We start from the raw sequence: 25,850 nt of genomic DNA, 5'->3' as shown, positions 1-25,850 counted from the left end.
ATGGCTTCGAAGCGTCCGTGTGCATTCGAACTACGTGGCGGCGAATCGCCCATCGATGGCGCGATGCCTTTGACTTGAGTTCCAATGCGTACATGATATTCTCTATTTGGAAATGAAAAGTTATTTTCATTCTTTAAATTGAAATGGAGGTTTGCCACGATGTCTATCGATCTTGCCGAGCGTAGCGCCGATATATTGGCTCATTGTCTCTACGCGAATATCGCGACTGCCCAGGACGACGTGCCCTGGAATACGCCAGCGACGGCCATACCCGATTCGGCATTGACGTTCTACTGGTCGTCATGGGCGCAGGCCGTGCATTCCCGCAACATTGCGGCCAATCCTCGCGCTTTCATCACGTTCTACGACTCGACCCGAGCCAGAGGGACGAACAATCTGCGCTGTGTTTACCTGCAGTGTGAGGCAGGCGAAGTCACGAACGCCGACGAGGCCGAGAAGGCGTTCGGTCTGCTGTATCCCGATGAAACGGTCGATCTGAGCGGTTTTATGGGCGATGGCATCAAGCGTTTCTACCGCGCCACGCCGAAGCTGGCCTGGCTGAACAGCCTGTCGGAGAAAGAGCTGGCGCCGGACACGCTCAAGATGAGAACGGAAGTCTCTCTCGAAGCCATCAGGGCCGCGCTGAAATGATGGCCGAGAATCGACACCCGGCTTGGCGGAGTGGGCGCCATGGATGATTTCGAATCGCTCAGAATATTCGTCTGCGTCGCCGAAGAGCTGAGCGTGACCGGCGCGGCGAGAAGGTTGGGCAAGAGTCCCTCGAACGTGACGACCAAGCTGCAGAAGCTCGAAGCGAATCTCGGTGCCGAGCTGCTGGTGCGCACCGGCAAGCGCATCTCGCTGTCGCACGCGGGAGAGGCCTTTCTCGATTATGCCGCGAAGCTCCTCTCTCTGCGGGCCGAGTCCATGCACGTGGTATCGGGCGGGCGAACACCCGGCACGATACGAATCGGCAGCATGGAAGCCACCGCGGCCAGCCGCCTGCCGGATTTCCTGGCCAGCTTCAACACGGCGTTTCCCGCGGTGCGTCTGGAGCTCGGTACCGGGCCTTCGATGAAGCTGATGGACGACGTCCGCTCGGGGAGGCTCGACTGCGCATTTCTGGCGATCCCGCCGTCTTTTCTCGACAGTGCGCTATCTGATCGGCTGGAAGTTCTCGACCTGGTCTTCCAGGACGCTTGGGAGGAGTCGCTGGTACTGCTGTCGCCGAGAGGGATTGCCGACCAGCAGGACTCGACGGTAAGAACGCTGGCGGCCTTTCCGCCGGGATGCACCTACCGGCGCATCGCGGAAGAGACCTTGAACATACCGGAGAGCGACGACTGGACGATCCAGGAAACATCCTCGTATCACGTGATGGTGGCACTCGCCAGCACCGGCCGCTGCGTCACGGTGCTGCCGGAGAGTGTACTCGGGACCATGAAAATACCCGAGACCCTTATCAGTACACCGCTGCGCAGAGTGAAGACTCAGGTAACCTGGCGGAAAGGCTACGGAACACCCGCGTTTGATCAGTTCTTGGGTCACCTGTCGGGAACGGACTTCGGCTGATAATTGATGACCCTTTCACAGTCCCGATCAGGCAGGCAAGGGAGCGGTTAAGATGAGGTTTCCCAATCGCCACTTTTTCGTGTCGCTGCTGTTGTCGCGGCTGGCGGATCAGATGCTGCTGTTTCTGGTGCCGCTGGTCATCTATCAATTGACCGATAGCGTAGCCTGGTCGGGTCTGGCCTTTTTTTTCGAGACATTGCCACGTTTTCTGGCGTTTCCGGTATGCGGTCAGCTTTGCGATCGTCATCGTAACGACCGACTGCTCCGGCTGAGTCAACGCTGGCGCATGGCAACGTGCGGGGTCGCAATCCTGGGATATCTGGCGTTGCCCCACGTGGCGTGGTTGATCGGCCTGTCGGCGCTGGTCGGCGTGCTTTCGACCCAAGGTGTGATGGCGCGTGAAATGCTGCTGGTGCAGGCCTTCGGCTCGGCGCGCTACGAGCGACTCGTCTCCCATGCCCAGCTATTCGATCAAGTGGGCACGGTGCTTGGCCCGTTGGTCGCGGCGACGCTACTGGCGCAAATCGAGTGGGAAGCCGTGGTGGTCTTCATCGCACTCGGATTCGCGTTGAGTGATGTTGCCGTATGGTGCTGGCAGCGTCGGGTTCGGCCCGATCTTCCTGTGCCGCAATCGACGTCGGCCAACGGGTATCGGGCGCTGCTGATTGCCGGCCGCCATCTGCGTACCAGTCCCGCCTTGCTGGCCTCGATCGGACTGGCGATGGCCGTCAATCTGCTGCTGGGAACGCTATTGGCAACGGCGCCCGCCGTTGTCACAGGCGTTCAGAAGCATGGCGAAATCTACTATGGCGTGTTGCAGGCCGGCGGTGCGCTGGCCACGGTTTTGGTGTTGCTGTTCACGGCAAGGTCGGTGATACCGGCGGACCGGCTGGGGCTGTTGGCCTATGCGGTCATGGCGCTGGGCGGGCTGATGGCGAGCGTGACCGCGTTTTCGTCGCTCTACGCCCTCGGATTCCTGCTGGTGATCGGCTTCGACAAAATGTTCAGCGTGTCGATTCGCAGCCTGCGCCGTCGGGTCATCCCGCCGGAAGACTTCGGCAAGACGACCGGACTGGTGGTGATGCTCAACAATCTCACCCAGCCGCTGGGTGGGTTGATCGTGAGCGCGACGGCCGGTTTTCTGGCGACGGGTTCGATCCTGCTGGCCGTGGCGCTCGTCATGGTCGCCACCGGGGTGTTCATCCTGTGGTTCTATCGCGACCAAGTGCTGCCATCGTTGAGTCGGCGATAGCCGTTAACGACAACGGGCCGCCATTGGCGGCCCGTTGCCGGGAAAGGTCAGGTAAAACGTGGGCGACTCGATCGGGCGTCAGGAATGTTGCATGTACATGGTCTTGCTCTCGACGTAGGCCTCGAACCCGTACTTGCCGTCTTCGCCGCCGAGGCCGCTGTTGCGATAGTCTTTGTGGAAGCCCTGGACTGACTCGCCGCCGCCCCGATTGACGTGGATTTCGCCGAAGTCGAGTTCGGCAGCATTGATCCTCGGCCCGTCACCAATCAATGTGACCTTGCGACCTCAAGGTGGTAGACGGAAGGGCGTATGACAAGGGCACGGGGTGGGTCTGACAGGAATAGGCATGCGTTTTCGCCGATTGACCTCAAGAGACAGGTGCCTGGCTCAGCGAATCAGCCAACTCAGAATCAGCAGCCCCAGCAACAGCCAGACGATGCCGCCAATGACTCCGCCTCGAATCAGCGAGCGGATGCCGCTGATCAGCAACAACACGCCGATCACCAGTACGGCGATACTAAAGACCGAATCGCTGATGCCGAGCGAGCCGGTCAACCCGTCGACGAAGCCGTCGGCTGCCTGCCAAAGATTGCCAAAGACAGCGTGTAGACCGTTGATCACAGCGCGAATGACGTTGCCGATCGCTTCGCCGAGCCAGTTGAAGAATCCATCCATGTCGAGCAGGTTCCTTGGGGCGTAGTGGTGTAATGAGCCCGATTCGGGTCTCGGGTATAGAAGATCAACCAGCGTGCTGCTGATCGCGCAGCCATTGGATCTCTTCGGGCCAGATGGCCGGCTCGACGGTTTCCAGTATCAGCGGAATGCCATCGGTGCGAGGATCACGCATCAGCGCGGCGAAGCTTGGTAAGCCAATATTGCCCTTGCCGAGGCTGTGATGGCGATCAACGCGGCTGCTGAACTCGCTCTTGGCATCGTTCAAATGCATGCCGCGTAAGTACTTAACACCAACGACGTTCTCGAAGACATCGAGCATGGCGATGGCGTCCGCCTCGGTGCGCAGATCATAGCCGGCGGCGAACGCGTGGCAGGTATCGATGCAGGCGCCGACGCGATCCTTGTCGTCCACCTGCTCGATGATCGCGGCCAGTTGTTCGAAACGAAAACCGAGGTTGGAACCTTGCCCGGCAGTATTCTCGATCACGGCGACCACGGACCGAGTGGCGGCGTGGGTCTCGTTGATCGACTCCGCGATTCGTGCCAGGCAGTCGGGTTCGCTGATCTTCTTGAGATGACTGCCGGGGTGAAAATTGAGCAGCGTCAGTCCCAGCTGTTCGCAACGCTGGCACTCATCGAGAAAAGCGGCACGAGACTTTGCCAAGGCCTCGGCTTCGGGGTGGCCGAGGTTGATCAGGTAACTGTCATGGGGAAGAATCTGGGCAGGGCCGAACCCCTGCTCGCGGCAGGCCGTCTTGAATGCCTCGACCGTGGTTTCCTCGAGCGGCTTGGCTTTCCATTGGCGCTGATTCTTGGTGAACAGCGCAAAGGCGTTGGCGCCGATTTCGGTGGCGCGGCTAACGGCCTGATCGACACCACCCGCGGCACTGACGTGGGCTCCGATATATTTCATATGATGATCCAATCCTTGGGACGAGCCGCCGCAGTTTAGCAGCCGCTCCATGGCGGTGTCCTGCGGCCGCAAGGCGCTACTCTCAACCGGGGCAGCGGATGCTCAAGCAGGCGATACGAAATAGGGCGGATACTCCCCCGTACCTTGAAATGATGGCCGGCGACTTACGACATTCAACTCCCCATGAGTATCACTCGCGGTAGAACGACACGCCGTCATTGACCGAGTGCAATCGATCCATGGCATCTTCCCGGGAAAACGGTGGCTGGCGCGGCGGGTCGTAAACTTCACCGCTGGTGCCCTGAACGATGAGATCGATGGCGTAGCAGCTGCCATCGACCACGGCGCGATAGCCCTCCGCGTTCTGGAAGTGGCTCATTCCGGCATCGCCAAGCGTGAAGCCAGTAAAGGCTTCCCCGGCAATGGTCACTTTCGATGACATCGCTTGCGCGTTGGCTGGCAGGTTCAGACAGTGGTCGACGGCAGCCGCGTCTTTGCTCGCCCCGAGGCGCCATAGCGCCGTGGTGATCTCGTCGGACTCGGGCAACTTCAACAGGATCAATCGCTCGCCGGGTGCGTCATCCGCCAGTTGCCAGCCACCGTCGTCGAAATAGCTGGAAAGCTTGCCATCGACGCGAACCAACGAGGCGTCATACTTTACGCTCAGCGGATGATCTGCTGCGTGGAATGTGTCCCTGTGAGCGCTGGTGTCCACCGGCGAAGCATCGCGCTGCTGACAGCCGCTCAAGGTGGCCAGAGTCGACAGCGCGAGCGCGGTCGTCATCGAGAGTTTGGACATTGGTCTTCCTTGGTGAATAGGCAACTGGCTGACAGGGCAACGTCCGGTTTGGCGTCGAACGAGCTAGCGTGGGCGATAGCCGAGCGCATTCCGAGGCAATAGCGACTGACTTCTGACCCAAATCGACTCTATCACCGATGGCTAAAGTTGATGAGCGGATCGGCCGATAGCCGGGTGGATGGACCGAAAGATCGAAAAACCGTAAGACTGATAGATGGAAGACCTTTCTTCAACTCAAGGAGTTTGCGATGGATACCGCAGTCAATGCCGCCGTCGGCACCGCGTTGGCGCTACAGAACTTCAATCAAAACCAGGAAGCGCAGAACAGTCTGTTGAAGAAGTCCCTGGATGGACAGGCCTCGCATATCGAGCAACTGATGTCTTCCGTGGCGCCTTCACCGGCGTTGGCGGCCTCCGGTACGGTAGGAACGCAGATCAACACCTACGCGTAAAGATTGATCCGCCAGTATGGCATGCAGCTAACGCGCTCTGCGGAGCGCGTTTTTTGGTTCTAACTCTGCTCTCGTGTGGAAACTCGAAAAGGGGTCGGTTTTTTGTCGTTAATGGTTGACCTCGTTGAACGACTCGATTTTAATCAAAATCATCGGAAGGCGTTAATTCATGTCTTTCGGTAATTTCGTTTCAGTAAAGATCCATTACATTTCGGAAATCGTGATGAACTTTCATTGCCCGACTTTTACATCGTTCTTCAATATCGTGCGCCTGCACGGTATGCGAGCACGCTGTGAGTCGCGCGCCATGGATTGATGTTCATCACCGGCCGCGACACCCGTCGCGGCCGGAAGACGAAAAATCTCCTCTTTTTCCCGCGACTCGTGTCCGGCCTCCGATAAACAGGAGTTCGGAATCATGCCGTTATCGACTATCGTCAAAAACCTGATAAAACGCCTCGAAGGTTCTCGCCAGCGTCAACGCGACTTGAAAGCGTTGAAGGGCCTTAATGCGCACATGCTCAAGGATATAGGCTTGCGGTATGAAGGAAGCGAGATCGTTTCGATGTTTGATCCTTTTCCCTCAGGAAAAGAGAGCTATCTTGCCAGCAGCAAGAGCAGTATCGGACCTGTGATGGCGACGCGTATTGCGACAGAAAAGCAGCAGGAAGTGAAAAATAGTCGTGGTGGCGAAGGCCTCCAAAAATCAATATCGGTTTGTCGATATTGCGGAGAAAACCTGGCTTAGCCTAGCCCCGGTCACAGGATGTGGCCGGGGCTTTTTTAAAGTTTTCATTCATTTGGCAATGACACTTGTAGTGACGAATCTCAATAACCGAGGCTCGACTTGGGTTGTGGTGTGTCCGGCTTGTAGCGGGAAATCGTTTCCACAGCCGCTTGGCGCAGCAGGCTGACATCGATGCCGACGGCGATGAAATCGAATCCCCACTCGGCGTAGCGTTTGGCATCCGCCTCGGCAGGGGCGAGAATCCCGGCAGCCTTGCCAGCGGCCTTGGTCACCTCCAGCGTGTGACGAATCATCTTTTGTACGTCCGGATGATTGGGGTTGCCGGCATGGCCGACACCGGTGGATAGATCCACCGGGCCAACGAAGACGGCATCGACCCCCTCCGTGGTCGCAATCGCAGCGGCGTTGTCGACGCCGGTCTGCGACTCCACTTGCACCACCAGACAGAGCTCTTCATGGGCTCGGGCCAGGTAATCTTCGACGCTATCCCAACGAGTTGCCCGGGTCAGGCCGCCGCCGACACCCCGGAACCCGTGGGGCGGGTAGCGGGTCGCTGCCACCAGTTTCGCCGCCTGCTCAGGTGTATCGACCATGGGGATCATCAACGTCTGCGCACCGATATCGAGCAACTGCTTGATGAGCGCCGGATCGTGGTTGACGGTTCGCACCACAGGAGCACTGGCATTGGAGGCGATCGCATAGGGAGCGATGGCCTGCAGTTGGGCCAGCACGGAAGGCACCGTGTTGGGCGCATGTTCGCCGTCGATCAGCAGCCAGTCGAAGCCCGTAGTGGCGAGAATCTCGGTGACGTAGCCGGTGCCGAACCCGGCCCAGCAACCATAGCGTGGATTGCCGTCGAGTGAACGTTTGAAGGGATTCTGTGGCAGTTGCATGGCTACGGCTTCCTGTCGTGGCTGGGGAAAGAAATAGAACAGGCCGGGCATTCGCTGCGCCGGCCCGCTCGGAACAACACTATCCAATAGTCAGCGATTTCACTTCTTTAATGGAGACAATCCAGTAACGGAGGTGATCTAGTTGGTCAAACCCATCTCGCCCATTATCTTGCCGAACTTCTCATCGTCTTCAGCCATCAACTGCGTGAAGTCATCGGCATCTCGCCACACTACTCCATAGCCCTGTTTGGCCATGAAGTTCTGGTAGGCGTCGCTTTCGTAGGCTTTCTTGAGAGCGTCTTCCAGCGTTGCTACCACGTCTTCATCCATCCCTTTGGGGCCGACGATGCCTCGCCAAGCACCTAACGTGAAATCACTCCCGATCTGCTCCTTGAACGTGGGGATATCGGGAAAGCCTTTGAGCCTTTCGGGGGTCATGACGCCGAGACTGTGAAGCTCTCCGGCATCGATCATCGATCTCGCCTCGGGGGCAGACGAGGCCACCAGATCGATGCTGTTGGATGCCAGCTCGGTCATAGCCGGCGCCGAGCCCTGGCTGGGAATCCAGGTAATCTTCCCGGCAGGGATGTCCTGATCCATCAGAAACCCGTTGAGTGCGACGTGCCAGATGCCGCCCAGGCCGGTGCCGGACGCCGTATAGGTGCCTTGAGGGTTGTCTTTGACCTGCGTCACGAAGTCTTCGAGGTCTTTGAATGGGGAGTCGCCAGCCACCGAAAGACTCGCGGAATCGAAGTTGATCTGAGCGATCGGCGTGAAATCCTGATAGGTCAGATCGGTCAGCCCTTGCCAGTGCATCATCGCGACTTCGACGGTCGCTAGCCCTAGGGTGTAACCGTCGGGTTTGGCGTTGGCAATCGCCGTATGGCCGACGACGCCACTGCCCCCGGTTCGGTTCTGGACGTTGATCGTCTGTCCGAGCTGTTCCTCAAGCGACGAGGCGATGATGCGAGCGGTCGCATCGGTACCGCCGCCTGCCGCCCAGGGTACGATCAGCGTGATCGGCTTTTCGGGATAATCAGCCCAAGCCAGTGGCGAGGCCAGTACGGCAGCGGACAACAACAGGCTGAGGTGACGGGGTGGGCTTGATCGTTTCATGATGACCTCGCTAGGCGTGTTTGTTTTTCTAAGATGAACTTTGCATGCAAAGTCTTAACCTGACGTCGCCATCTCGACAATTGCGCAATCGTCTAATGAGAACGGGGCGAACACCTCACGGCGTGGCGACGAGGTCGGTGGGAACCGGCCGATTCTCGAACACGCGCCGTAGCACGAAACTGGTATGGGCGCCGGTGACGCCTTCGATTCGATTGATGACATGGAGTAGCAGATGTTGATAGTCGTCCATGTCGCGCACCAGAATCTTGAGCTGGAAGTCCGCCGCCTGGCCGGTAATGATCAGGCACTCGATGACATTGGGCACCTCGCGTATGTGCCGCTCGAAGTTGTCGAAGCGCTCCGGCGTGTGGAGATCCATCGAAATGTGCAATAGCGCCATCAGTTGGTAGCCCAGAGGGCGCGCGTCGATATCGGCACGGTATCGCACGATCAACCCATTCTCTTCCAGCGCTCTGACGCGCCGTAGACAAGGGGAGGGCGAGAGGCCGATACGGTCGGCAAGTTCCTGGTTGCTGATACGCCCCTCCTGCTGGAGGAGTTCGAGGATGCGTCGGTCGTATCGATCCAGTACTAACGGCGCTGATTGGTCCATAGGTGATTTCTACCAGTAATTAAATTTTTTCGGCAATTTTATGCCAATATACTTCGATTCCTGCCTTTGTTCGCAAGAAACTGTCGTGAGAAACGTTCTACACTGTTTCTGTCGTCCATACCCGCCGCCACAAGCTGCGGAATCGCACGCATGGGATATCCCGCCGTGCGGCACGATGACCGGACCGTCACCAGCGGTCGGAACGCGCCGAATTCTTCACCTTCAGGAATTTCACCATGTCTGCTTTCGATCATCGCGCCTTTGATCATAGAAAATACCGCCCGGCGCCCCGCGTGCCTGCCTTCGATCGCCAATGGCCGGATCGTGATCTCGATCACGCACCGATCTGGGTGAGCGAGGACCTGCGCGATGGCAATCAGGCGCTACTGGAACCGATGAGCGTCGAGCAGAAGAAGCGCTTCTGGCACCAGATCGTCAAGGTAGGCATCAAGGAGGTGATGGTCGGGTTCCCGTCGGCGAGCCAGCCTGACTATGATTTCGTGCGGTGGCTGATCGAGGATGGTCAGATTCCCGACGACGTCACCATCGCCGTACTGGTGCAGTGCCGCGAACATCTGATCGAGAAGACCTTCGAATCGTTGGTCGGGGCCAAGCGCGCCATCGTCCATCTGTATAATTCCACCTCGACCGTCCAGCGCGAACGCGTGTTCGAGATGGACCGCGATGGAATCGTCGATATCGCGGTGCAGGGCGCGACCTGGGTCAAGACCTATTCCGAGCGCTACCCGGAGGTGGCGTGGCGCTTTGAATATACTCCCGAGAGCTTCTCCAGCACCGAGATCGATTTCTCGCTGCGGATCTGCGAAGCGGTCATGGACGTTTGGCAGCCGACTCCGTCGAACAAGTGCATTCTCAATCTGCCGACCACAGTCGAAGTGGCCGGGCCGCATCATCACGCCGACCAGATCGAGTACTTCTGCCAACACATCAGCCGTCGCGACAGTGTGATCATCTCGGTGCATACCCATAACGATCGCGGCGGTGCGGTGGCCTCCGCGGAGCTGGCCCTGCTGGCCGGTGCGGAACGTGTCGAGGGTACCTTGTTGGGCAACGGCGAACGCACCGGCAACATGGATATCGTTACCCTGGCGATGAACCTCTACAGCCAGGGTATCGATCCCGAGCTGGATCTGTCGCGGCCGGACGAGATCATCGAGGTGGTCAACGAATGCACCAATATTCCGATCCACCCGCGCCATCCGTGGGTCGGTGAAATGGTCTATACCGCCTTTTCGGGCAGCCATCAGGATGCTATCCGTAAATCGCTCAAGCACCAGCAGCCGGACGAACCCTGGCAGGTCGCCTATCTGCCGATCGATCCGCATGACATCGGTCGCGACTATCAGGCGGTCATTCGGGTCAACAGTCAGTCCGGCAAGGGCGGCATGGCGTTCCTGCTCGAGCGCGATTACGGGATCAGTCTGCCCCGCTGGATGATGCTGGCGCTGGCGCCCTACGTGCAGCAGGAAAGCGAGAAGCGGGCCAGCGAGCTTTCCAGCGAGATCATTCGCCAGGTGATGTTCGATCGCTTTACCTGCGAATCACCGTTGTCGCTGGCCGATTATCGCCTTTCCAAGGGCCAGGACGAAGGAATCGAAGTGACACTGTGGCAAGGCGCCGAGACGCTGCGGCTCTCGGGCAAGGGTAATGGCGCGATGTCCTCTTTTACCGATGCTTGGCAGCGACACTCCGGCATCAGCGTCGGTATCGTCGACTACGCGGAACACTCGCTGGGCGGCGACAGCGAGGCCAATGCCATCGCTTTCGTCCAGCTCAATGTCGACGGACAGCGCGTGTGTGCCGTGGCCGAAGATAGTGACACCGTCAGCGCGTCGCTCAAGGCGCTGATCGCTGGCATCAACCTGGCGACAACGACTGTAGGGTCTACCCAGGATCGCGAGGTCGAGCGGACTCTATAGACGCATCATGTGTCGGCAGAAAAGTATACGGGGCGCCAGATCGGCGCCCCGTATACGTTTGCTGTCATCAGATTAGAAACGGTGCCTCAGCGATCGCTGTCGCTGCGAATCTGGGCATGGCTGATCAGTGCGAAAATGAACGTACCTCCAACGACGTTGCCGAGCAGGGTGGGCAGGCCGAAGCGGAATAGATATTCCGCCCAGCTCGCATGGCCGGAAAAGACCAGGTACATCACTTCGGTCGAGCCGACGATGATATGGGTGAACTCTCCGATTGCGACAAGGTAGGTCACGATCAGAATCACCCAGATCTTGGCGCTACCCGCGCTGGGTAGCAGCCATACCATGGTCGCGATCATCCACCCGGCGACGATGCCCTTGGAGAACATCTGCATCGGGGTGTTCACGAGGATGTGTTCCCCCAGGGCGAGAAAGGCTTCATGGGTCTGCATCGAGAAAATCGGCAGTGCCAGAATGGCCCACGCGGAAACGGCGACGCCGACCAGGTTGCCGATCAGCACCACGCCCCAGAGGCGAAGCAAACAGACAAACTTGCCAAGGCGGGGTTGGCTCATTACCGGCAGAACGGCAGTCACGGTATTCTCGGTGAAGAGCTGCTGGCGGGCCATGATCACCACCAGAAAGCCCACCGTATATCCCAGCGACTCGACCAGAAACCCGATATCGTTGTCCGGCAGGTGCGCTCGCAGCAGGCCTTTCGCCAGCATCGAAAAGCTCATCGAGAGGCCGGCGGCAATGGCAGACCAGAGCAACGCCGACACGGTGCGGCTCAACTCCTTTTCGCCTTCTTCGCGAATGGACTCATGAACCGCAGCCGCTTTCGAAGGCAGATCCTCGCCATTGAGCTGCAGGTCGTGCTCGTCCTCACCCTCTTTGACACGGCTGGGCGGGGTAAGGCTGTGGTGTTTACTCAAGCTTGCGTTCCTTCGTGGCGAGGAAAAGGTAGCGTCCGCAGTCCGCGCTAACCGTCAGGTTTGGCTGCGATGGCCAGCGGCAAGCATTATGCTGAAGCGACAGTCTTGAACGAAAAGATAGTCTTAAACGAAACGATAGTCGTAAACAAGACAAGGAGATAGCCAGCTATGTCGCCAGAATCCTGGACGATGTTGATACATTTGGGGATGGCCTGGCTGGCGGGAAGCCTGATCGGTCTGGAGCGGACTTTTCACGGGCGGCCGGCGGGATTCCGTACACACGCGTTGGTCTGCGTCTCGTCGGCGTTACTGATGATGGTCACGATGTATCAATGGCAGTGGCTGGGTACAACGGTGCCGGAAGCCACGATCCGTACCGATCCGACCCGAATGGCTCAGGGTATCATGACGGGGATCGGTTTCCTGGGAGCCGGTGTCATCTTCAAGGAGGGGCTGACGGTCCGAGGGTTGACCACTGCCGCTTCGATCTGGGTGACTGCCGTGCTCGGCATTCTATACGGCATCGGGTTTCTGTTTCCGGCGATATTGGCAACCGTGGTGACCTTGTTGACGCTCTCCCTGTTCCGGATGGTGGAATCGCGTATGCCCAGCCGGATCTTTGCCCGGTGTGTCCTGCGATTCGACAGTCAGGCGGTGATGGCCGAAGCGCAGATTCACGATCTAATGGCATCGCATCGATTCAAGATCGAAAGCCTTAGCTATCGCACCCGCGACGACGGCCGCCAGTTCGAATATCGTATGATGTTGCGAACTCATGATCGAAAGTACATTCCACCATTGGCCGCCGATCTGCGCGACCACGCTCGGTTGCTGGAGTTCCAGCTCTCCCCCACGGGGGACTGAGGTCGAGAATGGTTGTCATTCCCTTACCAGTCGATAGAGTGGGCGCTCTTGAATTCGTGGCGAGATGTTAATGCAGGCACGTGAGGGACGTCCGGCTTTCTGGATTTTGATGGGCGCGGTGATGTTATCGCCCTTGGCGATCGACATCTATCTACCCGCGCTGACGGCGATGGCCGATGAGTTCGAACGATCCCGCGCCGCGCTGCAATTGACCATTACCCTGTTCTTGATGAGCGTGGGCGTCGGGCAGCTGCTGGTGGGGCCGTTGACTGACCGCTTCGGCCGTCGCCCGGTACTGCTGGGCGGCGTCGCCATCTACATGGTGGCGGCGCTGGTCGGGATGACGGCGGTCTCGATCGAAATGCTGTACCTCTCGCGAATACTCCAGGGGCTCGGCGCTTGCGCTTCCGTGACCGTTGCCTTTGCGGCCGTCCGTGACAGTTATACGCCGACCGAAGGCGCCAAGCTCTACAGCTATCTCAATGGCTCGCTCACGTTGGTGCCGTCGCTGGCTCCGGTACTGGGTGGAGCGCTGACCGTGGCGTTGGGGTGGCGCAGTAACTTCACCTTCATGACCGGCTTCGCGGGGTTGCTATGGCTGAGCGTGTATTGGCGATTCGGCGAGACTCGACCGCCCGGTACGCTCATTGAAAAGCGCCTCTACCGGTGGTCACGGTATCGGCCGGTGCTGTTCAACCGCCGGTTTCTCTATTACGCCATTCTCGTTAGTACGATGATGGCGGCGATTCTCGTCTATGTATCAGCGGCGCCGGTAGTGATGATGGATCAACTGCGCCAACCGGAGTGGGTCTTCAGCTTATGGTTCGGGGGCAACGCTCTGGTCAGTACGGTGGCATTCTTCATCGTGCCGAGGCTGATGGCACGCTGGGGAAGACAGTCGACGGTGCAGCGGGGCCTGGTCGTCGTCGTTGGCGGGGGCGCCCTGATCGCCTGCCTCTATGGAACCGTACCCGTATCGATCGTGACCTTCATGGGGCCCATAGCCATACTCTCGGTCGGTTTTTCGATGGTATTGGGGGCGGCGGCCAGTCTGGCGCTGGAGCCGTTTCCCGAACGGGCGGGGACAGCGGCGGCGCTGCTGGGAGCTATTCAACTGGGCGGCGGTGCCTCTGTGGCAACGCTATTGCTGATGACGCCCTTGGCGCCACAGGTTTCGCTGGCATGGATCTGCTGCGGGGGCGGGATTGCCCTGTGGGTACTGGCAAATCGAGTGACGGAATACGCCGATTCCAGCGAGTGATCACCGTCGATGGAAAGATTCAGTATGGCGAGTGTCACAGCCTCATCGCCTTGCACGAACGTAGGTCTTTCGTCGAGACGTCGGATAGACCAGTGCTGCGTTAGAGTGCGGTTTAACGGGCTCGAAAACGACATGGGCGGAACACGCTAGAATGAGACGGTTGGCGGCAACGAAGCCGTGGAAGATCATGGCACGACGTCGGTAATTGGTCGGGCCCAGGAAAGGAAGCGATTGGTATGGCCAGTCATGGCAAGGACAGCACATGGTTGATTCTAAACGGTAAATCGGCGCAGCAGCCGGAAATCCGGCAGGCGGTCGAGTCTATGCGCCGTCAGGGACACGATCTCCAGGTTCGTGTGACCTGGGAGGGCGGTGATGGGGATTGGCTGGTCGATAATGCCGTCGCAGCCGGGGCGACGCGAATCGTCGCCGGTGGCGGCGATGGATCGATCAACGAAATCGTCGCAGGACTGATGCGCCAGCTCCCCGACCAGCGTCCGGCATTAGGCGTTTTGCCATTGGGAAGCGCCAATGACTTTGCCAACGGGCTGAACGTGCCGATGGCGCCGCGGGACGCGCTCGAGTTGGCACTGACGGGCTCCATTCGCCAGGTGGATGTCGGCAAGCTCGATGACGAAGCCTTTATCAATGTGGCATCCGGCGGCTTCGGGGCTGAGATCACTACTTCGACGCCGGTAGGGCTCAAGCGACTTCTGGGGGGAGGCGCCTATTCCCTGATGGGCATGCTGAAAGCATGGAATTACCAACCCTACGAAGGACATATGCGCTGGCCGGACGGTGAGGCACGAGTTCCTTTGTTCATGCTGGCGATCGGCAATGGTTCTCAGGCTGGGGGTGGTCAGCGTCTGGCGCCTTCCGCCAGATTGGACGATGGTCTGCTCGAGTTATTGTTTGTACGTCATTTCAACTCGCTGGGCGATCTAAAGCGGATCATCGACGAACTCGAAAATCTGCCGCAGGACGGTGAGTTCGTACGCTATCTGCGCGTGCCTTGGGTCGAGTTCGACAGTGATGGGGCTTTTCCCTTGAATCTCGACGGTGAACCGCGGCGCTACGAGCATTTCCGTGCGTCGCTGGATCGTGATGCGCTGCCGTTGGTGGTGCCGGAGAACTGCCCTTTATTGCATCAGTCCGAATGATCACCAGCGCTTAAAAGGGTGGAAGCCCTGATCGGCGAGAACACACCGGCAAGCACAGACCGGCGAGTGAATGGAGAAGGAGGCTTGAATGGACGAATTCATGCAGGCTGCTATCGATCAGGCAAGACGCAGTCTCGACAACGGTGGCGTTCCGATTGGTTCGGTTCTGGTGCACCAAGGCGAGATCATTGGTCGTGGGCACAATCAGCGCCAGCAAAAGGGCAGCGCCATTCTGCACGGGGAGATGGATGCCCTGGAAGACGCCGGTCGACTATCTGCCTCGATTTACCGTGATTCGGTGCTCTACACCACGCTGTCGCCATGTTCGATGTGTAGCGGGGCGATTCTCCTGTATGGCATCCCCAGAATAGTCATTGGCGAGAACCGCACTTTCCTGGGGGAAGAGGCACTATTGCGCGAGCGCGGTGTCGAGATCGAGGTTCTCGATGACTCTACCTGTCGGGAACTGATGACGCAGTTCATCGCGGCCTACCCGGACGTCTGGAACGAGGACATCGGCGAGCCTTGAGCCGAGTCGCCGGAACGCAGCGAACTTGTTGGTTTGAGCGTCGCTGGATTGCGCACTAAAAAGCCCACCGAGAGGTGGGCTTTGTTCAAGGCGGTCGGGCGACGGGGCCGAAGTCCCGGCGTCTGTGACCATTGACTGGGACTAGCCAGATACCTTGATGTTGGCGGCTTGAAGGCCTTTTTTACCCTGCGTGACGTCGAAGGTAACCTTCTGGCCGTCCTGCAGAGTCTTGAAGCCGTCTGCCTGAATTTCGGAGAAGTGCGCGAACAGATCATCGCCGCCGTCGTCTGGGGAGATGAAGCCGTAGCCTTTAGTGTCGTTAAACCATTTGACAGTGCCAGTTGCCATTGTCGATATCCTTAACTTGCATAGTGATGTACCCGAGCCTCCCGGGGGGATGCCCGAAACGCGTGGTCAGGCTAGGGGGGAATGCGCACTAGGAGTTGGACGAAATCGACTAACAACCGACGACATTCTACCTGCAAACCTACGCAACGAATGTTGCATTGGTGGCCATACCTGGGCAAGCGCAAGCGTCTTGACTTTGATAGAGCCGTTTTCCATACCCCGCTTTCGAACCATAGTGGGAAATTTTGCGCGCGTCTATAGTCGTTCGAGCCGATTTTTCGGGCTGATCGCGTCATGCAGTATGGTTTTATTAACTCTTTTTAAGAAGATTGATATATCCCTGTCACAATTGACGCCTTCCCGGTAGTGACGCGGCGCGATTCGCGGATTTCGTCACACGGACAGTGAATGTTTCCATTCTGACGTCATGATCAGGCATGCGTCAGGGCAGGTGTCTCGGGTAAGCTATCGCTCACCTCGAAAAGGGCGGCCTCGATCGGCGAGTGCCGCCCGTTTTATTCATCGGACAAGTCAGGAGTGACGTGCGTGGTGCAACGCGAAATCAGTCTCAACGACACCCACAGCAAGGTCATCGGTTATCTATTGTGGATCTTCGGATTTACCGGAGCCCATCGCTTTTACTACGGTAAACCCGTTACCGGGACGCTGTGGTTTCTGACATTGGGGTTATTCGGGATCGGCTGGCTGATCGATCTGTTCCTCATTCCAAGCATGGATCGGCAGGCGGACCTACGCTTTCGAGCCGGACCGATCAGCTACACGTTGGGCTGGATCCTGCTGACATTCCTGGGAGTATTCGGTGTTCATCGGATGTACATGGGAAAATGGATTACAGGATTGATCTACCTGTTCACCGGTGGTCTGTTCCTGGTCGGGGTGCTCTACGATTTCTGGACGCTCAATGATCAGATTTCGCTCAAACACGCGCGGCGCGGGCTGTAGCGTGGATCAACGGCTCTCGCAGAGCTTGCGGAAGCCCGTCCGGAGTCAACATTCGATGTTCCGGGGCGGGGAGAATGTCATAGCGCCACGTCAAAGGGGCATAGGGCGATGTCACGGACGATGCCACAGACGATGTCACAAGGAGGTGACGCATGTCGGAGCGAATGAAGCTTACCGATATCTTCGAAACGCTCGACCGCCAGGTCGCGGACGACACGATCACGCTGCAGGATATCATCGATACCTTCAATGCCCGGGGATTCGGGCCGGTAGTGCTGTTACCGGCCTTGATCGCGTTGTTGCCAACCGGCGGCGTGCCGGGAGTGCCCAGCGCCTGCGGTATCTTCATCGCGTTGATGGCGATTCAACTGGTGTTCGGGCGCAAGAGTCCATGGCTTCCCAAAGTGTTGGGTGAACGGGGCGTCAGTCATGACCGCTGGCACCGTGTCACACAACGGGCCAAACCCTGGACGCGTCGCATCGATCGCTTTCTGCAGCCTCGGCTGCGCTGGCTGATAGGAGATGTCACTCAGCGTCTGCTTGCCCTGCTGATGGTCGTACTCGGATTGGGAATGATCCCGCTGGAACTGCTGCCGTTCGCGGCAGCCATACCGGCGCTGGCGATCGCGATCATGGCGTTGGGGCTGACGGCGGGGGACGGCCTGATGATGCTGATGGGGCTCGGCGTCACGCTAGGGGGGGGAGCCGGCATCGGTATCTGGTTGTTATAGATCGACTCATCAATCCCGTGACTCTCGAGTCTCATCGAAAAACGCCCCGGCCCTGTCCTAAACGAATCAGTTGAGCTGATTCCTGGACGGCCGGGGCGTTTTGCTGTCGCAAAGGGCTGGGGTAAGGCCTAGCCTCAGTTACGTGCGATCAGCGTAGGATCGTAGTTACCTTGGCGCTCGGCCGAAGACAGCATGGCGACGCCTTGGGTGTCGCCTTGCTTGGCGAGGCTTTCGAAAATCACCCGGTATGCCAGCACCGCCTGCACGTAGTCGCGAGTCTCGCGGAACGGAATGCTTTCGACGAAACGATCGAACTCGGGTGGTGCGGAGGTCAGCCAGCGATCCACCCGCTGAGGGCCGGCGTTGTAGGCCGCCGTTGCGGCAATTCGATTGCCGCGGTAGCGCTCCAGCATCGAGCGAATATAGGTGCTGCCGAGACGAATGTTTATCTGAGGCTCGAACAATTCCGCCATGCTGGGGGCACTGATCCCGAGCCCTCGAGCGACATGATCGGCAGTGCCGGGCATCAGTTGCATTAGACCTCGGGCACCGACCGGTGACGCGGCAAAGGGGTTGAAAGCGCTCTCGCGCCGCGCGATACCCATTAGCAAGTAGGGATCGACCTGGTTGGTTTCGCCCCATTTAAGGAACGAATCACGGTAGGCGGCCGGGAACCGCCATGGTAGGGCATCCCACTGTTTGGCGGCGATAGTGGTCTGGATCGCCATGCCGTACCAGCCCTGACGAATGGCGTAATCTGCCAGCGCTTCGGCCTGAGCTGGCGTGTCGCGGGCGGCAGCGGTGTACCATTCGCTGCGCGCAAGCCCCTCTTCGCCGATCCGCATCAACGCCTCGGTACGCTGTACCACGGGCAGCATGCCCGTCAGCTCTCGCTGAAGCGTAGTGACGTCAGTATTGGCCATCTGCAATTGATAGGGCTGCCCTAGGCGATCGGCGGCAGCAAAGCCAAAGAAGCTGCGATCCCTGGCGGCCAATTGGTAAGCCTGGTGGGCCTTGGCGTCGTTGCCCATCGCCTCGCTCGCGCGGCCGAGCCAATACTGCCAGTGCGCCTCGGCGCGCACATCCGGCGGCAGCGCTTCGCTCCAACGGGCGACGTTGCCCCAGTTACCCTCGGTGACCGCATTGCGAATCCGGAGTTCGATCAAATCGGCATCTGCCAAGCGCGGTAGGGTCGCGTCGACCCAGCCCTGGTTATTACCGACATCGCGAACCATCGAATAAAACGCCAAGTCATGCTCGATCCGATCGCGCTGGTCTTCAGTGAGTGAGATGTGAGATGAAATCTTGCGCCATGCCTCAAGTGAAGCTTCGGTGTCTGCGCGGGTCAGGCCGTGCATCGCGGCAGTGATCAATGCGCCGCTGGCCTCGCCGTGAGGGCCAAGATCCAACGGGACCTGGGTGACGGCCGTATAATTGCCCCGGACATGATCGAAGCTGTCGAGCGCTCGCTGCCAGGAATCACCGAGACCACGCTCGAGATAGGTAACCAGCCCACTCTGTCCGTTTTCCCAGGCCAGCATCATGCGTTCCCAGGTGTCTTCATCGGTCAATACGCCGCGGTCTTCGAGCGTCGAGAACAGGGCGTCGCAGGCCGTGGGCTGCGACGCGCCGACATGCCATAGTGCTTCGCCGCCCGCGGCAGCCTGAGCAGGGTCTTTGTCGAGCAGCGCGGTATAGTAATAACACTGACGAATGGTGCTGGAGGGCTCTCCATCGCTGATGGCCAGCAGATCTTCGAAGCGTCCCAGCTTGCCAAATTGAGTCTGAGCCGCGCCACGCATCCAGTCGGCGAGCGGAGAGTCACCGTAACGCACGATGAAGTCGTTGATCTCTGCCGCCGAGGCGGTGGAAAGCCGGGCGCGGAGTCGATGGTATTCGACGTAACCGGCCAGCACGTGATTCTGAATGGCGGGCTGATTGATATCCCCCCAACGGCGGTCGCGAGCGGCATCCAGAGCCTGCTTCATGACTTGATCGTTACTGGTGTTCACACTGGATGGGACGGCCGCGCTGGCCGAGGCGCTCACTCCCATGGCGCCTGCCAGGCACCAGCTCAACCAACGTCTGCGGATAGGCAATGCGGGCATTGGGTCTCTCTCTTTCTCGAAGCGCTGTTCTACGAAGCGCGTGCTTGTACAGATCGCGCTCTTGGCAAGACTGCGTCACGGAGGGGGCTGCCATCGTAACGCGCCTCGAAGCGACGTCGACTCATCGGATGTCGACTCAGATGTTGCATGGGAGGTCGACTCAGCGCCCATCGTCGCCGATGGTGGCCGGCTTGGGTAGTGTCTGGTAGCGAAGATTTTAAGACGGCTGGATGACGTCGTCCTTGAGCGTGACTCTTGGCGGCGTCCCGACGCGTCGATCTGAACGATCTTTCGTGACGGTAACGTTGAATCTGGCGCGCATCGTGACCATTTAAGCTTCAGGTCGATGTCGATCGAATGTTTCTGCGCCTAACATCCTCATCGGAGGTCCCTCATGAACCCTTGGCGTTTTGTGACACAGTTTTCCCGACTCAAGCAGCGCGGTGGCGCCTTGGCTCGTATCGGGCGAGCTTTTCGGGTTTTCGGGCCGATGTCCATGGATGTGTTCCGGGGACGCTATCGGCCGATCCCTTGGGCAGCCTTCGGTTGGATGGCGCTGGCTTTCGTCTATCTGGTATCGCCGCTGGATCTGATCCCCGATTTTCTGATGATCATCGGTCTAGTCGATGACGTCTTCATCGTGGGCTGGCTGCTGACCCGAGTCGACCGCGCAATGGGCGACTACCGCCGCTGGAAAGGTATCGACGACGACCAGGATGTCGTCGCCGACTAAATGACTTGTTGAACAAACGAGTTTGAAAAGTACGGGCTTGAAATGGCATCAGCCAGCCCCATATCGCTGAACATCCTTATTGCATTCGGTTTATTCCGTTTCGTATTCATTACGTACTAGCGTCAAGAGGCCCATCAATGACCACTGCGACTCAAGAAGAAACTCTCGGCTTCCAGACCGAAGTCAAGCAGCTTCTCCACTTGATGATCCACTCCCTGTACTCCAATCGGGAAATTTTTCTGCGCGAGCTTATTTCCAACTCGGCGGACGCCTGCGACAAGCTACGTTATGAGGCGCTGGAGAACGATGGGCTCTACGCGGGCGACGCCGAACTCCGTGTCGAGATCGAACACGATGCCGAAGCAGGCACGGTGACCGTGCGTGATACCGGAATCGGCATGAATCGTGACGAAGTCATTCAGAATCTGGGCACCATTGCCAAGAGCGGCACGGCCGACTTTCTCAAGCAGCTTTCCGGCGAGAAGCAGAAGGATGCCAAGCTGATTGGTCAGTTCGGTGTCGGTTTCTACTCCGGTTTCATCGTTGCCGATGAAATGGTGGTACGTACCCGCCGCGCCGGTAGCGACCAGGGTATCGAGTGGCGTTCCAAGGGCGAGGGCGAATTCACCATCGCCGATATCGACCGTCCTGAGCGCGGCACCGAGATCGTGCTGCATTTAAAGGAAGACGCCAAGGAATTTGCCGACGAGTTCCGTCTCAAGAACCTGGTACGCAAGTACTCCGACCATATCGACGTGCCGGTGCGCATGCCAAAGGTCGAAAAGGCGCACGATGAAGAGGGTAATGAGATCGACGGCAGCGAGACCGTCAGTTGGGAGACCGTCAACGAAGCGACCGCGCTGTGGGTTCGCCCCAAGGCCGACATCGGCGATGACGAATACAAGGCTTTCTACAAGCACATCTCTCATGACTTCAGCGACCCGTTGATCTGGAGCCATAACAAGGTCGAGGGCAAGCTCGAATACACCAGCCTGCTCTACGTTCCCGAGCGCGCACCGTTCGATCTCTACCAGCGTGACGGGGTGCGTGGGCTCAAGCTTTATGTTCAGCGCGTCTTCATTATGGACGATGCCGAAGCATTCCTGCCGCTTTATCTGCGCTTCATCAAGGGCGTGCTGGATTCACGGGACCTGCCGCTGAATGTGTCCCGCGAGCTGCTGCAGAAGTCGCCACAGGTGGATTCGATGAAGTCCGCCTTGACCAAGCGTGCGCTGGACATGCTCAAGAAATTGTCGAAGGACAAGGAAGCCTATCAGACCTTCTGGAACACCTTCGGTGATGTGCTCAAGGAAGGGCCGGCGGAAGATTACGCCAACCGCGACAAGATCTCCGGCCTGCTGCGCTTCTCGACCACGCATACCGACAGCACGACTCAGGATCAGTCGCTTTCGGAATACGTCGAGCGCATGAAGGAAGGACAGCAGAAGATCTATTACATCGTCGCTGACGGGTTCAAGGCCGCGAGCCACAGCCCGCACCTCGAGATCTTCCGCAAGAAAGGCATTGAAGTTCTGCTGTTGCATGACCGAGTCGACGAGTGGCTGATGAGCCATCTCACCGAGTTCGACGGCAAGTCCTTCGCCGACGTGGCCAAGGGCGATCTGGAACTCGACGATATGGCCGACGAAGCCGAGAAGCAGGCTCAAGAGGAAACCGCCAAGTCCAAGGAAGGGCTGGTCAAGCGCGTGCAACAAGCATTGGGCGACGAGGTTCAGGAGGTACGGGTGACCCATCGACTGACCGACTCGCCGGCCTGCGTGGTGCTGCCGGAACACGAGATGGGCTTCCAGATGCGGCGGATGATGGAAGCCGCCGGGCAACCGATGCCGGAAGTGAAGCCGATTCTAGAGCTCAATCCCGAGCACGCACTGGTGTCGCGTCTCGAGAGCATCGAAGGGGGTCACTTCGACGATCTGGCGCGCATTCTCCTCGATCAGGCCGTTATTGCCGAGGGTGGTCATCTCGACGATCCGGCGGCTTACGTCAAGCGTCTCAATGCGCTGCTAAGTGCTTGATCACCTTCGTCTGATCCGTTTCTGAACCTTGACGGCCGGCCTTCGTGGCCGGCCGTCGCGTTTCTGAAAAAACTCATCTTGCACGTTTTTTCCTCAACCTTGCGGCTAATTGCTGATAACCTGCCGTCTTCTTCTCAATGGGGGAGCGAGTATGTCGCGATCCTTCTTGCCGGTCTTTACCCGACTTTCTTCATCACGCTTTTCACGCGTCGCGGATCGAGATCGATCTCGCGGTGAAGCAGACGCTGAGCACTCGAGGAGGGTCGCGACGGTCGTTGCGGGATTCTGTCTGGTGCTCAGTTTGGCGACGTTTCCGATGGCGGCTCATGGCGAGTCGATATCCGAAACCGTGCAGACGCTCGATACGCGGGTTCAACCGCCCGCGCTGGACCCGATTACCGAGCTGCCGGATCTGACCGAGATCAAGGCTGGCCCGAAGCGCAAGGCTGCCTTCCTGGGCATGCTGGTGCCGTTGGTACAGGCGGAAAATGCGCGTATTCAACGCGATCGTAACTGGCTTGTCGGCGTGCATACGCGTATCAATCCCATGACATCGGAAGAGCAACGACGGCTGGCTCGGCTATGTGATGACTACGGCGTGCAGTGCTCCCCGGGCAAGGTTAGCCGGGAGTTGCTGGCGCGGGTCAACACCGTACCGCTGGAGATGGTCGTCATTCAGGCGGTGGAAGAGTCCGGCTGGGGAACCTCCAGGCTGGCGAAGGATAGTAACAACCTGTTCGGCATGCGCTGTTTCAGCACCGGCTGCGGCATCGCGCAGCACGGCACTTCACGCCGTTTTCAGGTATTCGGGAGCGTGCGCGATGGCGTCGGTGCCTATCTGCACAACCTGAATACTCATCGCGCCTATGCGCAGCTTCGCGGACAGCGGGCCGCATTGGCCGCGACCGGCAAATCGATCTCCGCCGAGAAGCTGATCGGTACGTTACACAACTATTCCACATCGCCAGACTATCAGCGCCAGCTGTTGTCGCTGCTGCGCACCAACGGTGAGTTGATACGCACGCATGGTGCCGACAACGCCTTCACGACTGACAGTCCGGCCTGATCCGATTTCCCCGATTATTATTGTCTTCTCGCGCGGCCGCTATTTGGCCCTGGTGCCTGATCGGTCCCGGGTGGCCTTCATGATGGAGCGTTCGTGTGTGTTTGCCCAGTTGGGCTAGACTACAGCGACTTTCTGCCAACCCGAGGAGGCCGCCATGGCCAGCGAAACGTCCCTCGAGGCACTGACATTCGACAATGTCTGGTCCCGTTTCCCCGACGATTTTTTCACCCGAGTGACACCGACTCCCAGGCGCGGTACGCGACTGCTCGATATTAGCCCGCTCGGGGTAACTCGATTGGGCCTGGAAGTGGATGATATCGATCGTGATCGGTTGACGGCGTTGATGAGTGGCGAGCGGCTGCTGGAAGGCATGGATCCGCTGGCCCAGAAGTACACCGGCCATCAATTCGGTACCTATAACCCGGCGCTGGGTGATGGACGCGGCCTGCTGCTGGGTGAAGCGATGACGCCGTTGGGCCCGGTCGACCTGCATTTGAAGGGGGCGGGGCAGACGCCGTATTCGCGCTTCGGTGACGGCCGAGCGGTGCTGCGCTCATCGATACGGGAATATCTCGCTGGCGAAGCGATGGCCGGGCTCAAGATCCCGACCACGTTGGCGCTGGCCGTTGCCGTCAACGGCGAAAAAGTCATGCGAGAACGGGTCGAGCCAGGGGCGACATTATTGCGGCTGGCCGAAAGCCATGTGCGCTTCGGCCACTTCGAATGGCTCTATCACCAGCAGCGTGTCGAGGATCTCGAGCGTCTGATGCGTCATGTCATCGATCGTCATCGCCCCGACCTCGCGCAGGAGGCTTCGCCGCTGGAAGCGCTCTTCCAGGACGTGGTGACGCGAACCGCCGAGTTGATCGCTCGTTGGCAGGCCTATGGTTTCGTTCATGCGGTGATGAACACCGATAACATGTCGATTCTGGGGCTGACGTTGGACTATGGCCCCTATGCGTTCATGGACCGTTTCGAGTCCAACCTCACGCCTAATCACACGGATGCGACCGGTCGCTATGCCTTCGATCAGCAGCCTGGCGTGGGGTTATGGAATCTGACCGTGCTGGGGCAGTCGCTGACGCCCTTGATCGAGGTGGATCGGCTGCGTGAGATACTGGACAGCTACGAACCGACACTTCAAGCGGCGTATGCCATCTTGATGCGAGGCCGCCTCGGACTCGAAACCGAGCAGGAGAGCGACGGGGAGTTGATTCAGGATTGGCTGTCACTGCTCGAAAGTTCGCGGGCCGATTTTCACCGCAGTTTTCGCGCCCTGAGTGATCAGGACGTCGTCGGAGGCCTTTCTTTGACAGGGGAAATCGAAAGCTCCGGCCCGGGCAACAAGCTCGACGAGTGGCTCGAGCGTTATCGTCAGCGGCTATCGCATGAATCTCGCGGAGAGACGGAGCGGCTGGCGGCGATGCGCCGGGTCAATCCACTCTATGTCCTGCGTACTCATCTGGCTCAGCAGGTAATCGAAGCGGCACAGGAAGGCGATACCCGGCCGTTGCAGACATTCCGTGAGTTGCTGTCGTCGCCATTTCTTCGTCGGCCGGGCATGGAAATCTGGAGCGAGGCGCCATCACCCAGCGCGCCTCCCGTTTGCCTATCTTGTTCATCCTGATGGATCGGGTTGCCCTGATTGTGGAATAGCGCCGGTTTTCGAACCGGCACTATCGGCGTTATGGCATCAGCTGGCTCGCCTATCAAGGCGCTAAAAGGCATGGCGCCTGTAAGGTCGCAACGTTCCTTCGACACTTCCTGCCAATTGGACCAGACTCCGTAGCATATTTCCCTACCGACAAGTTTCACCAATTTGGAACGCAGTAGTCTATTTTCCTACTCGATAAGTCTTACAGGTCGTTCACTAGCTTGGAAACTGCATCTTGAGCGAGTGGTTCACCAGCCAATGAGCAGCTGGATGGCTTGCAGCGTTGCGTCATATTCCAGTTATATTATTGTTATAAAAACCATTAGTATTGCTCGCGGCACTTGCAGCAATCTTGTTTATTGCTCTCTTTCAAGGCTCGGGTTTTATTTAACACGAAGCTGGTTGCTGATAAATTTCATGTTTTTAGATTGGGGTTGCGTGCAGTTATTGGCTGACTTTAAAGTATATAAATGGTTGGTTTTCTAATTA

Annotated in this window: 26 protein-coding genes; 16 read left to right on the top strand and 10 right to left on the bottom strand. The window is 58.6% G+C overall.

The annotated features are described in order from the left end of the window. Nucleotides 1-159: 159 nt before the first annotated feature. From DOM27_RS05355 to DOM27_RS05345, 3 genes are read left to right on the top strand one after another with little or no spacing between them, the layout of a single operon-like run. Nucleotides 160-651, top strand: coding sequence for a pyridoxamine 5'-phosphate oxidase family protein (locus tag DOM27_RS05355; protein ID WP_110655041.1), 492 nt, complete (start codon nt 160-162; stop codon nt 649-651). A 39-nt stretch (nt 652-690) separates the two neighbouring features. Continuing rightward, nucleotides 691-1,572, top strand: a complete 882-nt coding sequence (locus DOM27_RS05350) for a LysR family transcriptional regulator (protein ID WP_110655040.1) — start codon at nt 691-693, stop codon at nt 1,570-1,572. 52 nt (nt 1,573-1,624) lie between these two features. Next, nucleotides 1,625-2,824: an MFS transporter gene (locus tag DOM27_RS05345; protein ID WP_110655039.1), complete on the top strand. Its 1,200-nt coding sequence runs from the start codon at nt 1,625-1,627 to the stop codon at nt 2,822-2,824. A gap of 78 nt (nt 2,825-2,902) precedes the next feature. On the opposite strand, the gene DOM27_RS05340 is transcribed toward DOM27_RS05345, so the two are convergent. From DOM27_RS05340 to DOM27_RS05325, 4 genes are all read right to left on the bottom strand, one after another. After that, entirely contained in the window at nt 2,903-3,094 is a 192-nt protein-coding gene (locus DOM27_RS05340; protein WP_223162296.1) for a hypothetical protein, read from the bottom strand. Nucleotides 3,095-3,211: 117 nt separating this feature from the next. After that, the gene (locus tag DOM27_RS05335; RefSeq protein ID WP_110655038.1) at nt 3,212-3,499 is read right to left on the bottom strand and encodes a hypothetical protein; all 288 of its coding nucleotides are present in this window, start codon (nt 3,497-3,499) and stop codon (nt 3,212-3,214) included. 64 nt (nt 3,500-3,563) lie between these two features. Next, the gene (gene nfo / locus DOM27_RS05330; RefSeq protein WP_110655157.1) at nt 3,564-4,412 is read right to left on the bottom strand and encodes a deoxyribonuclease IV; all 849 of its coding nucleotides are present in this window, start codon (nt 4,410-4,412) and stop codon (nt 3,564-3,566) included. A 190-nt stretch (nt 4,413-4,602) separates the two neighbouring features. Then, entirely contained in the window at nt 4,603-5,211 is a 609-nt protein-coding gene (locus DOM27_RS05325) for a hypothetical protein (RefSeq protein ID WP_110655037.1), read from the bottom strand. Nucleotides 5,212-5,459: 248 nt separating this feature from the next. Between DOM27_RS05325 and DOM27_RS05320 the strand changes: the two genes are divergently transcribed. Together DOM27_RS05320 and DOM27_RS05315 are read left to right on the top strand one after the other, a co-directional pair. Further along, nucleotides 5,460-5,663: a putative motility protein gene (locus DOM27_RS05320; protein WP_110655036.1), complete on the top strand. Its 204-nt coding sequence runs from the start codon at nt 5,460-5,462 to the stop codon at nt 5,661-5,663. Between the two features lie 418 nt (nt 5,664-6,081). Then, nucleotides 6,082-6,411 (top strand): DUF1127 domain-containing protein, encoded by a 330-nt coding sequence (locus tag DOM27_RS05315; protein ID WP_110655035.1) that lies wholly within the window; start codon nt 6,082-6,084, stop codon nt 6,409-6,411. Nucleotides 6,412-6,491: 80 nt separating this feature from the next. Here the strand turns inward: DOM27_RS05315 and DOM27_RS05310 are convergent, their stop codons facing one another. The 3 genes from DOM27_RS05310 to DOM27_RS05300 all read right to left on the bottom strand — a co-directional run bounded on the left by DOM27_RS05310 (nt 6,492) and on the right by DOM27_RS05300 (nt 9,033). Beyond that, nucleotides 6,492-7,304, bottom strand: a complete 813-nt coding sequence (locus tag DOM27_RS05310) for an HpcH/HpaI aldolase family protein (RefSeq protein ID WP_110655034.1) — start codon at nt 7,302-7,304, stop codon at nt 6,492-6,494. 138 nt (nt 7,305-7,442) lie between these two features. Beyond that, entirely contained in the window at nt 7,443-8,420 is a 978-nt protein-coding gene (locus DOM27_RS05305) for a tripartite tricarboxylate transporter substrate binding protein (protein ID WP_110655033.1), read from the bottom strand. 115 nt (nt 8,421-8,535) lie between these two features. Continuing rightward, nucleotides 8,536-9,033, bottom strand: coding sequence for an Lrp/AsnC family transcriptional regulator (locus DOM27_RS05300; protein WP_110655032.1), 498 nt, complete (start codon nt 9,031-9,033; stop codon nt 8,536-8,538). 236 nt (nt 9,034-9,269) lie between these two features. Between DOM27_RS05300 and DOM27_RS05295 the strand changes: the two genes are divergently transcribed. Continuing rightward, nucleotides 9,270-10,973 carry a 2-isopropylmalate synthase gene (locus tag DOM27_RS05295; protein WP_110655031.1) on the top strand — a complete coding sequence of 568 codons (1,704 nt, stop codon included), beginning with the start codon at nt 9,270-9,272 and terminating at the stop codon, nt 10,971-10,973. 86 nt (nt 10,974-11,059) lie between these two features. Here the strand turns inward: DOM27_RS05295 and DOM27_RS05290 are convergent, their stop codons facing one another. Continuing rightward, nucleotides 11,060-11,908 carry a formate/nitrite transporter family protein gene (locus DOM27_RS05290; protein WP_110655030.1) on the bottom strand — a complete coding sequence of 283 codons (849 nt, stop codon included), beginning with the start codon at nt 11,906-11,908 and terminating at the stop codon, nt 11,060-11,062. A gap of 168 nt (nt 11,909-12,076) precedes the next feature. Between DOM27_RS05290 and DOM27_RS05285 the strand changes: the two genes are divergently transcribed. From DOM27_RS05285 to DOM27_RS05270, 4 genes are all read left to right on the top strand, one after another. Next, on the top strand, nt 12,077-12,772 hold the full coding sequence (locus tag DOM27_RS05285) for an MgtC/SapB family protein (RefSeq protein ID WP_110655029.1): 696 nt from the start codon (nt 12,077-12,079) through the stop codon (nt 12,770-12,772). A 70-nt stretch (nt 12,773-12,842) separates the two neighbouring features. Beyond that, nucleotides 12,843-14,033 (top strand): multidrug effflux MFS transporter, encoded by a 1,191-nt coding sequence (locus DOM27_RS05280; protein WP_223162295.1) that lies wholly within the window; start codon nt 12,843-12,845, stop codon nt 14,031-14,033. A gap of 236 nt (nt 14,034-14,269) precedes the next feature. Further along, nucleotides 14,270-15,193, top strand: coding sequence for a lipid kinase YegS (yegS, locus tag DOM27_RS05275; RefSeq protein WP_110655028.1), 924 nt, complete (start codon nt 14,270-14,272; stop codon nt 15,191-15,193). An 88-nt stretch (nt 15,194-15,281) separates the two neighbouring features. Then, nucleotides 15,282-15,722, top strand: coding sequence for a nucleoside deaminase (locus DOM27_RS05270; RefSeq protein ID WP_110655027.1), 441 nt, complete (start codon nt 15,282-15,284; stop codon nt 15,720-15,722). A gap of 141 nt (nt 15,723-15,863) precedes the next feature. On the opposite strand, the gene DOM27_RS05265 is transcribed toward DOM27_RS05270, so the two are convergent. Further along, nucleotides 15,864-16,070: a cold-shock protein gene (locus DOM27_RS05265; RefSeq protein WP_071232112.1), complete on the bottom strand. Its 207-nt coding sequence runs from the start codon at nt 16,068-16,070 to the stop codon at nt 15,864-15,866. Between the two features lie 546 nt (nt 16,071-16,616). Between DOM27_RS05265 and DOM27_RS05260 the strand changes: the two genes are divergently transcribed. Then, the gene (locus DOM27_RS05260) at nt 16,617-17,033 is read left to right on the top strand and encodes an NINE protein (protein ID WP_188113688.1); all 417 of its coding nucleotides are present in this window, start codon (nt 16,617-16,619) and stop codon (nt 17,031-17,033) included. A 152-nt stretch (nt 17,034-17,185) separates the two neighbouring features. Next, nucleotides 17,186-17,764 carry an exopolysaccharide biosynthesis protein gene (locus DOM27_RS05255; protein ID WP_110655026.1) on the top strand — a complete coding sequence of 193 codons (579 nt, stop codon included), beginning with the start codon at nt 17,186-17,188 and terminating at the stop codon, nt 17,762-17,764. A gap of 134 nt (nt 17,765-17,898) precedes the next feature. Here the strand turns inward: DOM27_RS05255 and DOM27_RS05250 are convergent, their stop codons facing one another. Next, nucleotides 17,899-19,752, bottom strand: coding sequence for a transglycosylase SLT domain-containing protein (locus tag DOM27_RS05250; RefSeq protein WP_245392597.1), 1,854 nt, complete (start codon nt 19,750-19,752; stop codon nt 17,899-17,901). Between the two features lie 514 nt (nt 19,753-20,266). Between DOM27_RS05250 and DOM27_RS05245 the strand changes: the two genes are divergently transcribed. The 4 genes from DOM27_RS05245 to DOM27_RS05230 all read left to right on the top strand — a co-directional run bounded on the left by DOM27_RS05245 (nt 20,267) and on the right by DOM27_RS05230 (nt 25,334). Next, nucleotides 20,267-20,605: a YkvA family protein gene (locus DOM27_RS05245; RefSeq protein WP_245392596.1), complete on the top strand. Its 339-nt coding sequence runs from the start codon at nt 20,267-20,269 to the stop codon at nt 20,603-20,605. Between the two features lie 137 nt (nt 20,606-20,742). After that, nucleotides 20,743-22,641: a molecular chaperone HtpG gene (htpG, locus tag DOM27_RS05240; RefSeq protein ID WP_110655024.1), complete on the top strand. Its 1,899-nt coding sequence runs from the start codon at nt 20,743-20,745 to the stop codon at nt 22,639-22,641. 292 nt (nt 22,642-22,933) lie between these two features. Next, on the top strand, nt 22,934-23,707 hold the full coding sequence (locus DOM27_RS05235; protein ID WP_245392595.1) for a glucosaminidase domain-containing protein: 774 nt from the start codon (nt 22,934-22,936) through the stop codon (nt 23,705-23,707). Nucleotides 23,708-23,861: 154 nt separating this feature from the next. Continuing rightward, nucleotides 23,862-25,334 carry a protein adenylyltransferase SelO gene (locus DOM27_RS05230; protein ID WP_110655023.1) on the top strand — a complete coding sequence of 491 codons (1,473 nt, stop codon included), beginning with the start codon at nt 23,862-23,864 and terminating at the stop codon, nt 25,332-25,334. Nucleotides 25,335-25,850: the final 516 nt, after the last annotated feature.

The organism is Salinicola halimionae (assembly GCF_003206065.1).
Classification (GTDB): Bacteria; Pseudomonadota; Gammaproteobacteria; order Pseudomonadales; family Halomonadaceae; genus Salinicola; species Salinicola halimionae.
Note: the sequence above shows the minus strand (reverse complement) of the source record. Positions and strands in the feature narration are given on the sequence as shown.

Bases quoted from the DNA above. Each gene is read 5' to 3' on its own strand.
- DOM27_RS05245 (WP_245392596.1), top strand. From the start codon at position 20,267: ATGAACCCTTGGCGTTTTGTGACACAGTTTTCCCGACTCAAGCAGCGC.
- DOM27_RS05335 (WP_110655038.1), bottom strand. From the start codon at position 3,499: ATGGATGGATTCTTCAACTGGCTCGGCGAAGCGATCGGCAACGTCATT.
- DOM27_RS05230 (WP_110655023.1), top strand. From the start codon at position 23,862: ATGGCCAGCGAAACGTCCCTCGAGGCACTGACATTCGACAATGTCTGG.
- htpG (WP_110655024.1), top strand. From the start codon at position 20,743: ATGACCACTGCGACTCAAGAAGAAACTCTCGGCTTCCAGACCGAAGTC.
- DOM27_RS05310 (WP_110655034.1), bottom strand. From the start codon at position 7,304: ATGCAACTGCCACAGAATCCCTTCAAACGTTCACTCGACGGCAATCCA.
- yegS (WP_110655028.1), top strand. From the start codon at position 14,270: ATGGCCAGTCATGGCAAGGACAGCACATGGTTGATTCTAAACGGTAAA.
- DOM27_RS05270 (WP_110655027.1), top strand. From the start codon at position 15,282: ATGGACGAATTCATGCAGGCTGCTATCGATCAGGCAAGACGCAGTCTC.
- DOM27_RS05305 (WP_110655033.1), bottom strand. From the start codon at position 8,420: ATGAAACGATCAAGCCCACCCCGTCACCTCAGCCTGTTGTTGTCCGCT.
- DOM27_RS05280 (WP_223162295.1), top strand. From the start codon at position 12,843: ATGCAGGCACGTGAGGGACGTCCGGCTTTCTGGATTTTGATGGGCGCG.
- DOM27_RS05325 (WP_110655037.1), bottom strand. From the start codon at position 5,211: ATGTCCAAACTCTCGATGACGACCGCGCTCGCGCTGTCGACTCTGGCC.
- nfo (WP_110655157.1), bottom strand. From the start codon at position 4,412: ATGAAATATATCGGAGCCCACGTCAGTGCCGCGGGTGGTGTCGATCAG.
- DOM27_RS05320 (WP_110655036.1), top strand. From the start codon at position 5,460: ATGGATACCGCAGTCAATGCCGCCGTCGGCACCGCGTTGGCGCTACAG.
- DOM27_RS05265 (WP_071232112.1), bottom strand. From the start codon at position 16,070: ATGGCAACTGGCACTGTCAAATGGTTTAACGACACTAAAGGCTACGGC.
- DOM27_RS05315 (WP_110655035.1), top strand. From the start codon at position 6,082: ATGCCGTTATCGACTATCGTCAAAAACCTGATAAAACGCCTCGAAGGT.
- DOM27_RS05350 (WP_110655040.1), top strand. From the start codon at position 691: ATGGATGATTTCGAATCGCTCAGAATATTCGTCTGCGTCGCCGAAGAG.
- DOM27_RS05255 (WP_110655026.1), top strand. From the start codon at position 17,186: ATGTCGGAGCGAATGAAGCTTACCGATATCTTCGAAACGCTCGACCGC.
- DOM27_RS05345 (WP_110655039.1), top strand. From the start codon at position 1,625: ATGAGGTTTCCCAATCGCCACTTTTTCGTGTCGCTGCTGTTGTCGCGG.
- DOM27_RS05300 (WP_110655032.1), bottom strand. From the start codon at position 9,033: ATGGACCAATCAGCGCCGTTAGTACTGGATCGATACGACCGACGCATC.
- DOM27_RS05295 (WP_110655031.1), top strand. From the start codon at position 9,270: ATGTCTGCTTTCGATCATCGCGCCTTTGATCATAGAAAATACCGCCCG.
- DOM27_RS05285 (WP_110655029.1), top strand. From the start codon at position 12,077: ATGTCGCCAGAATCCTGGACGATGTTGATACATTTGGGGATGGCCTGG.
- DOM27_RS05355 (WP_110655041.1), top strand. From the start codon at position 160: ATGTCTATCGATCTTGCCGAGCGTAGCGCCGATATATTGGCTCATTGT.
- DOM27_RS05250 (WP_245392597.1), bottom strand. From the start codon at position 19,752: ATGAAGCAGGCTCTGGATGCCGCTCGCGACCGCCGTTGGGGGGATATC.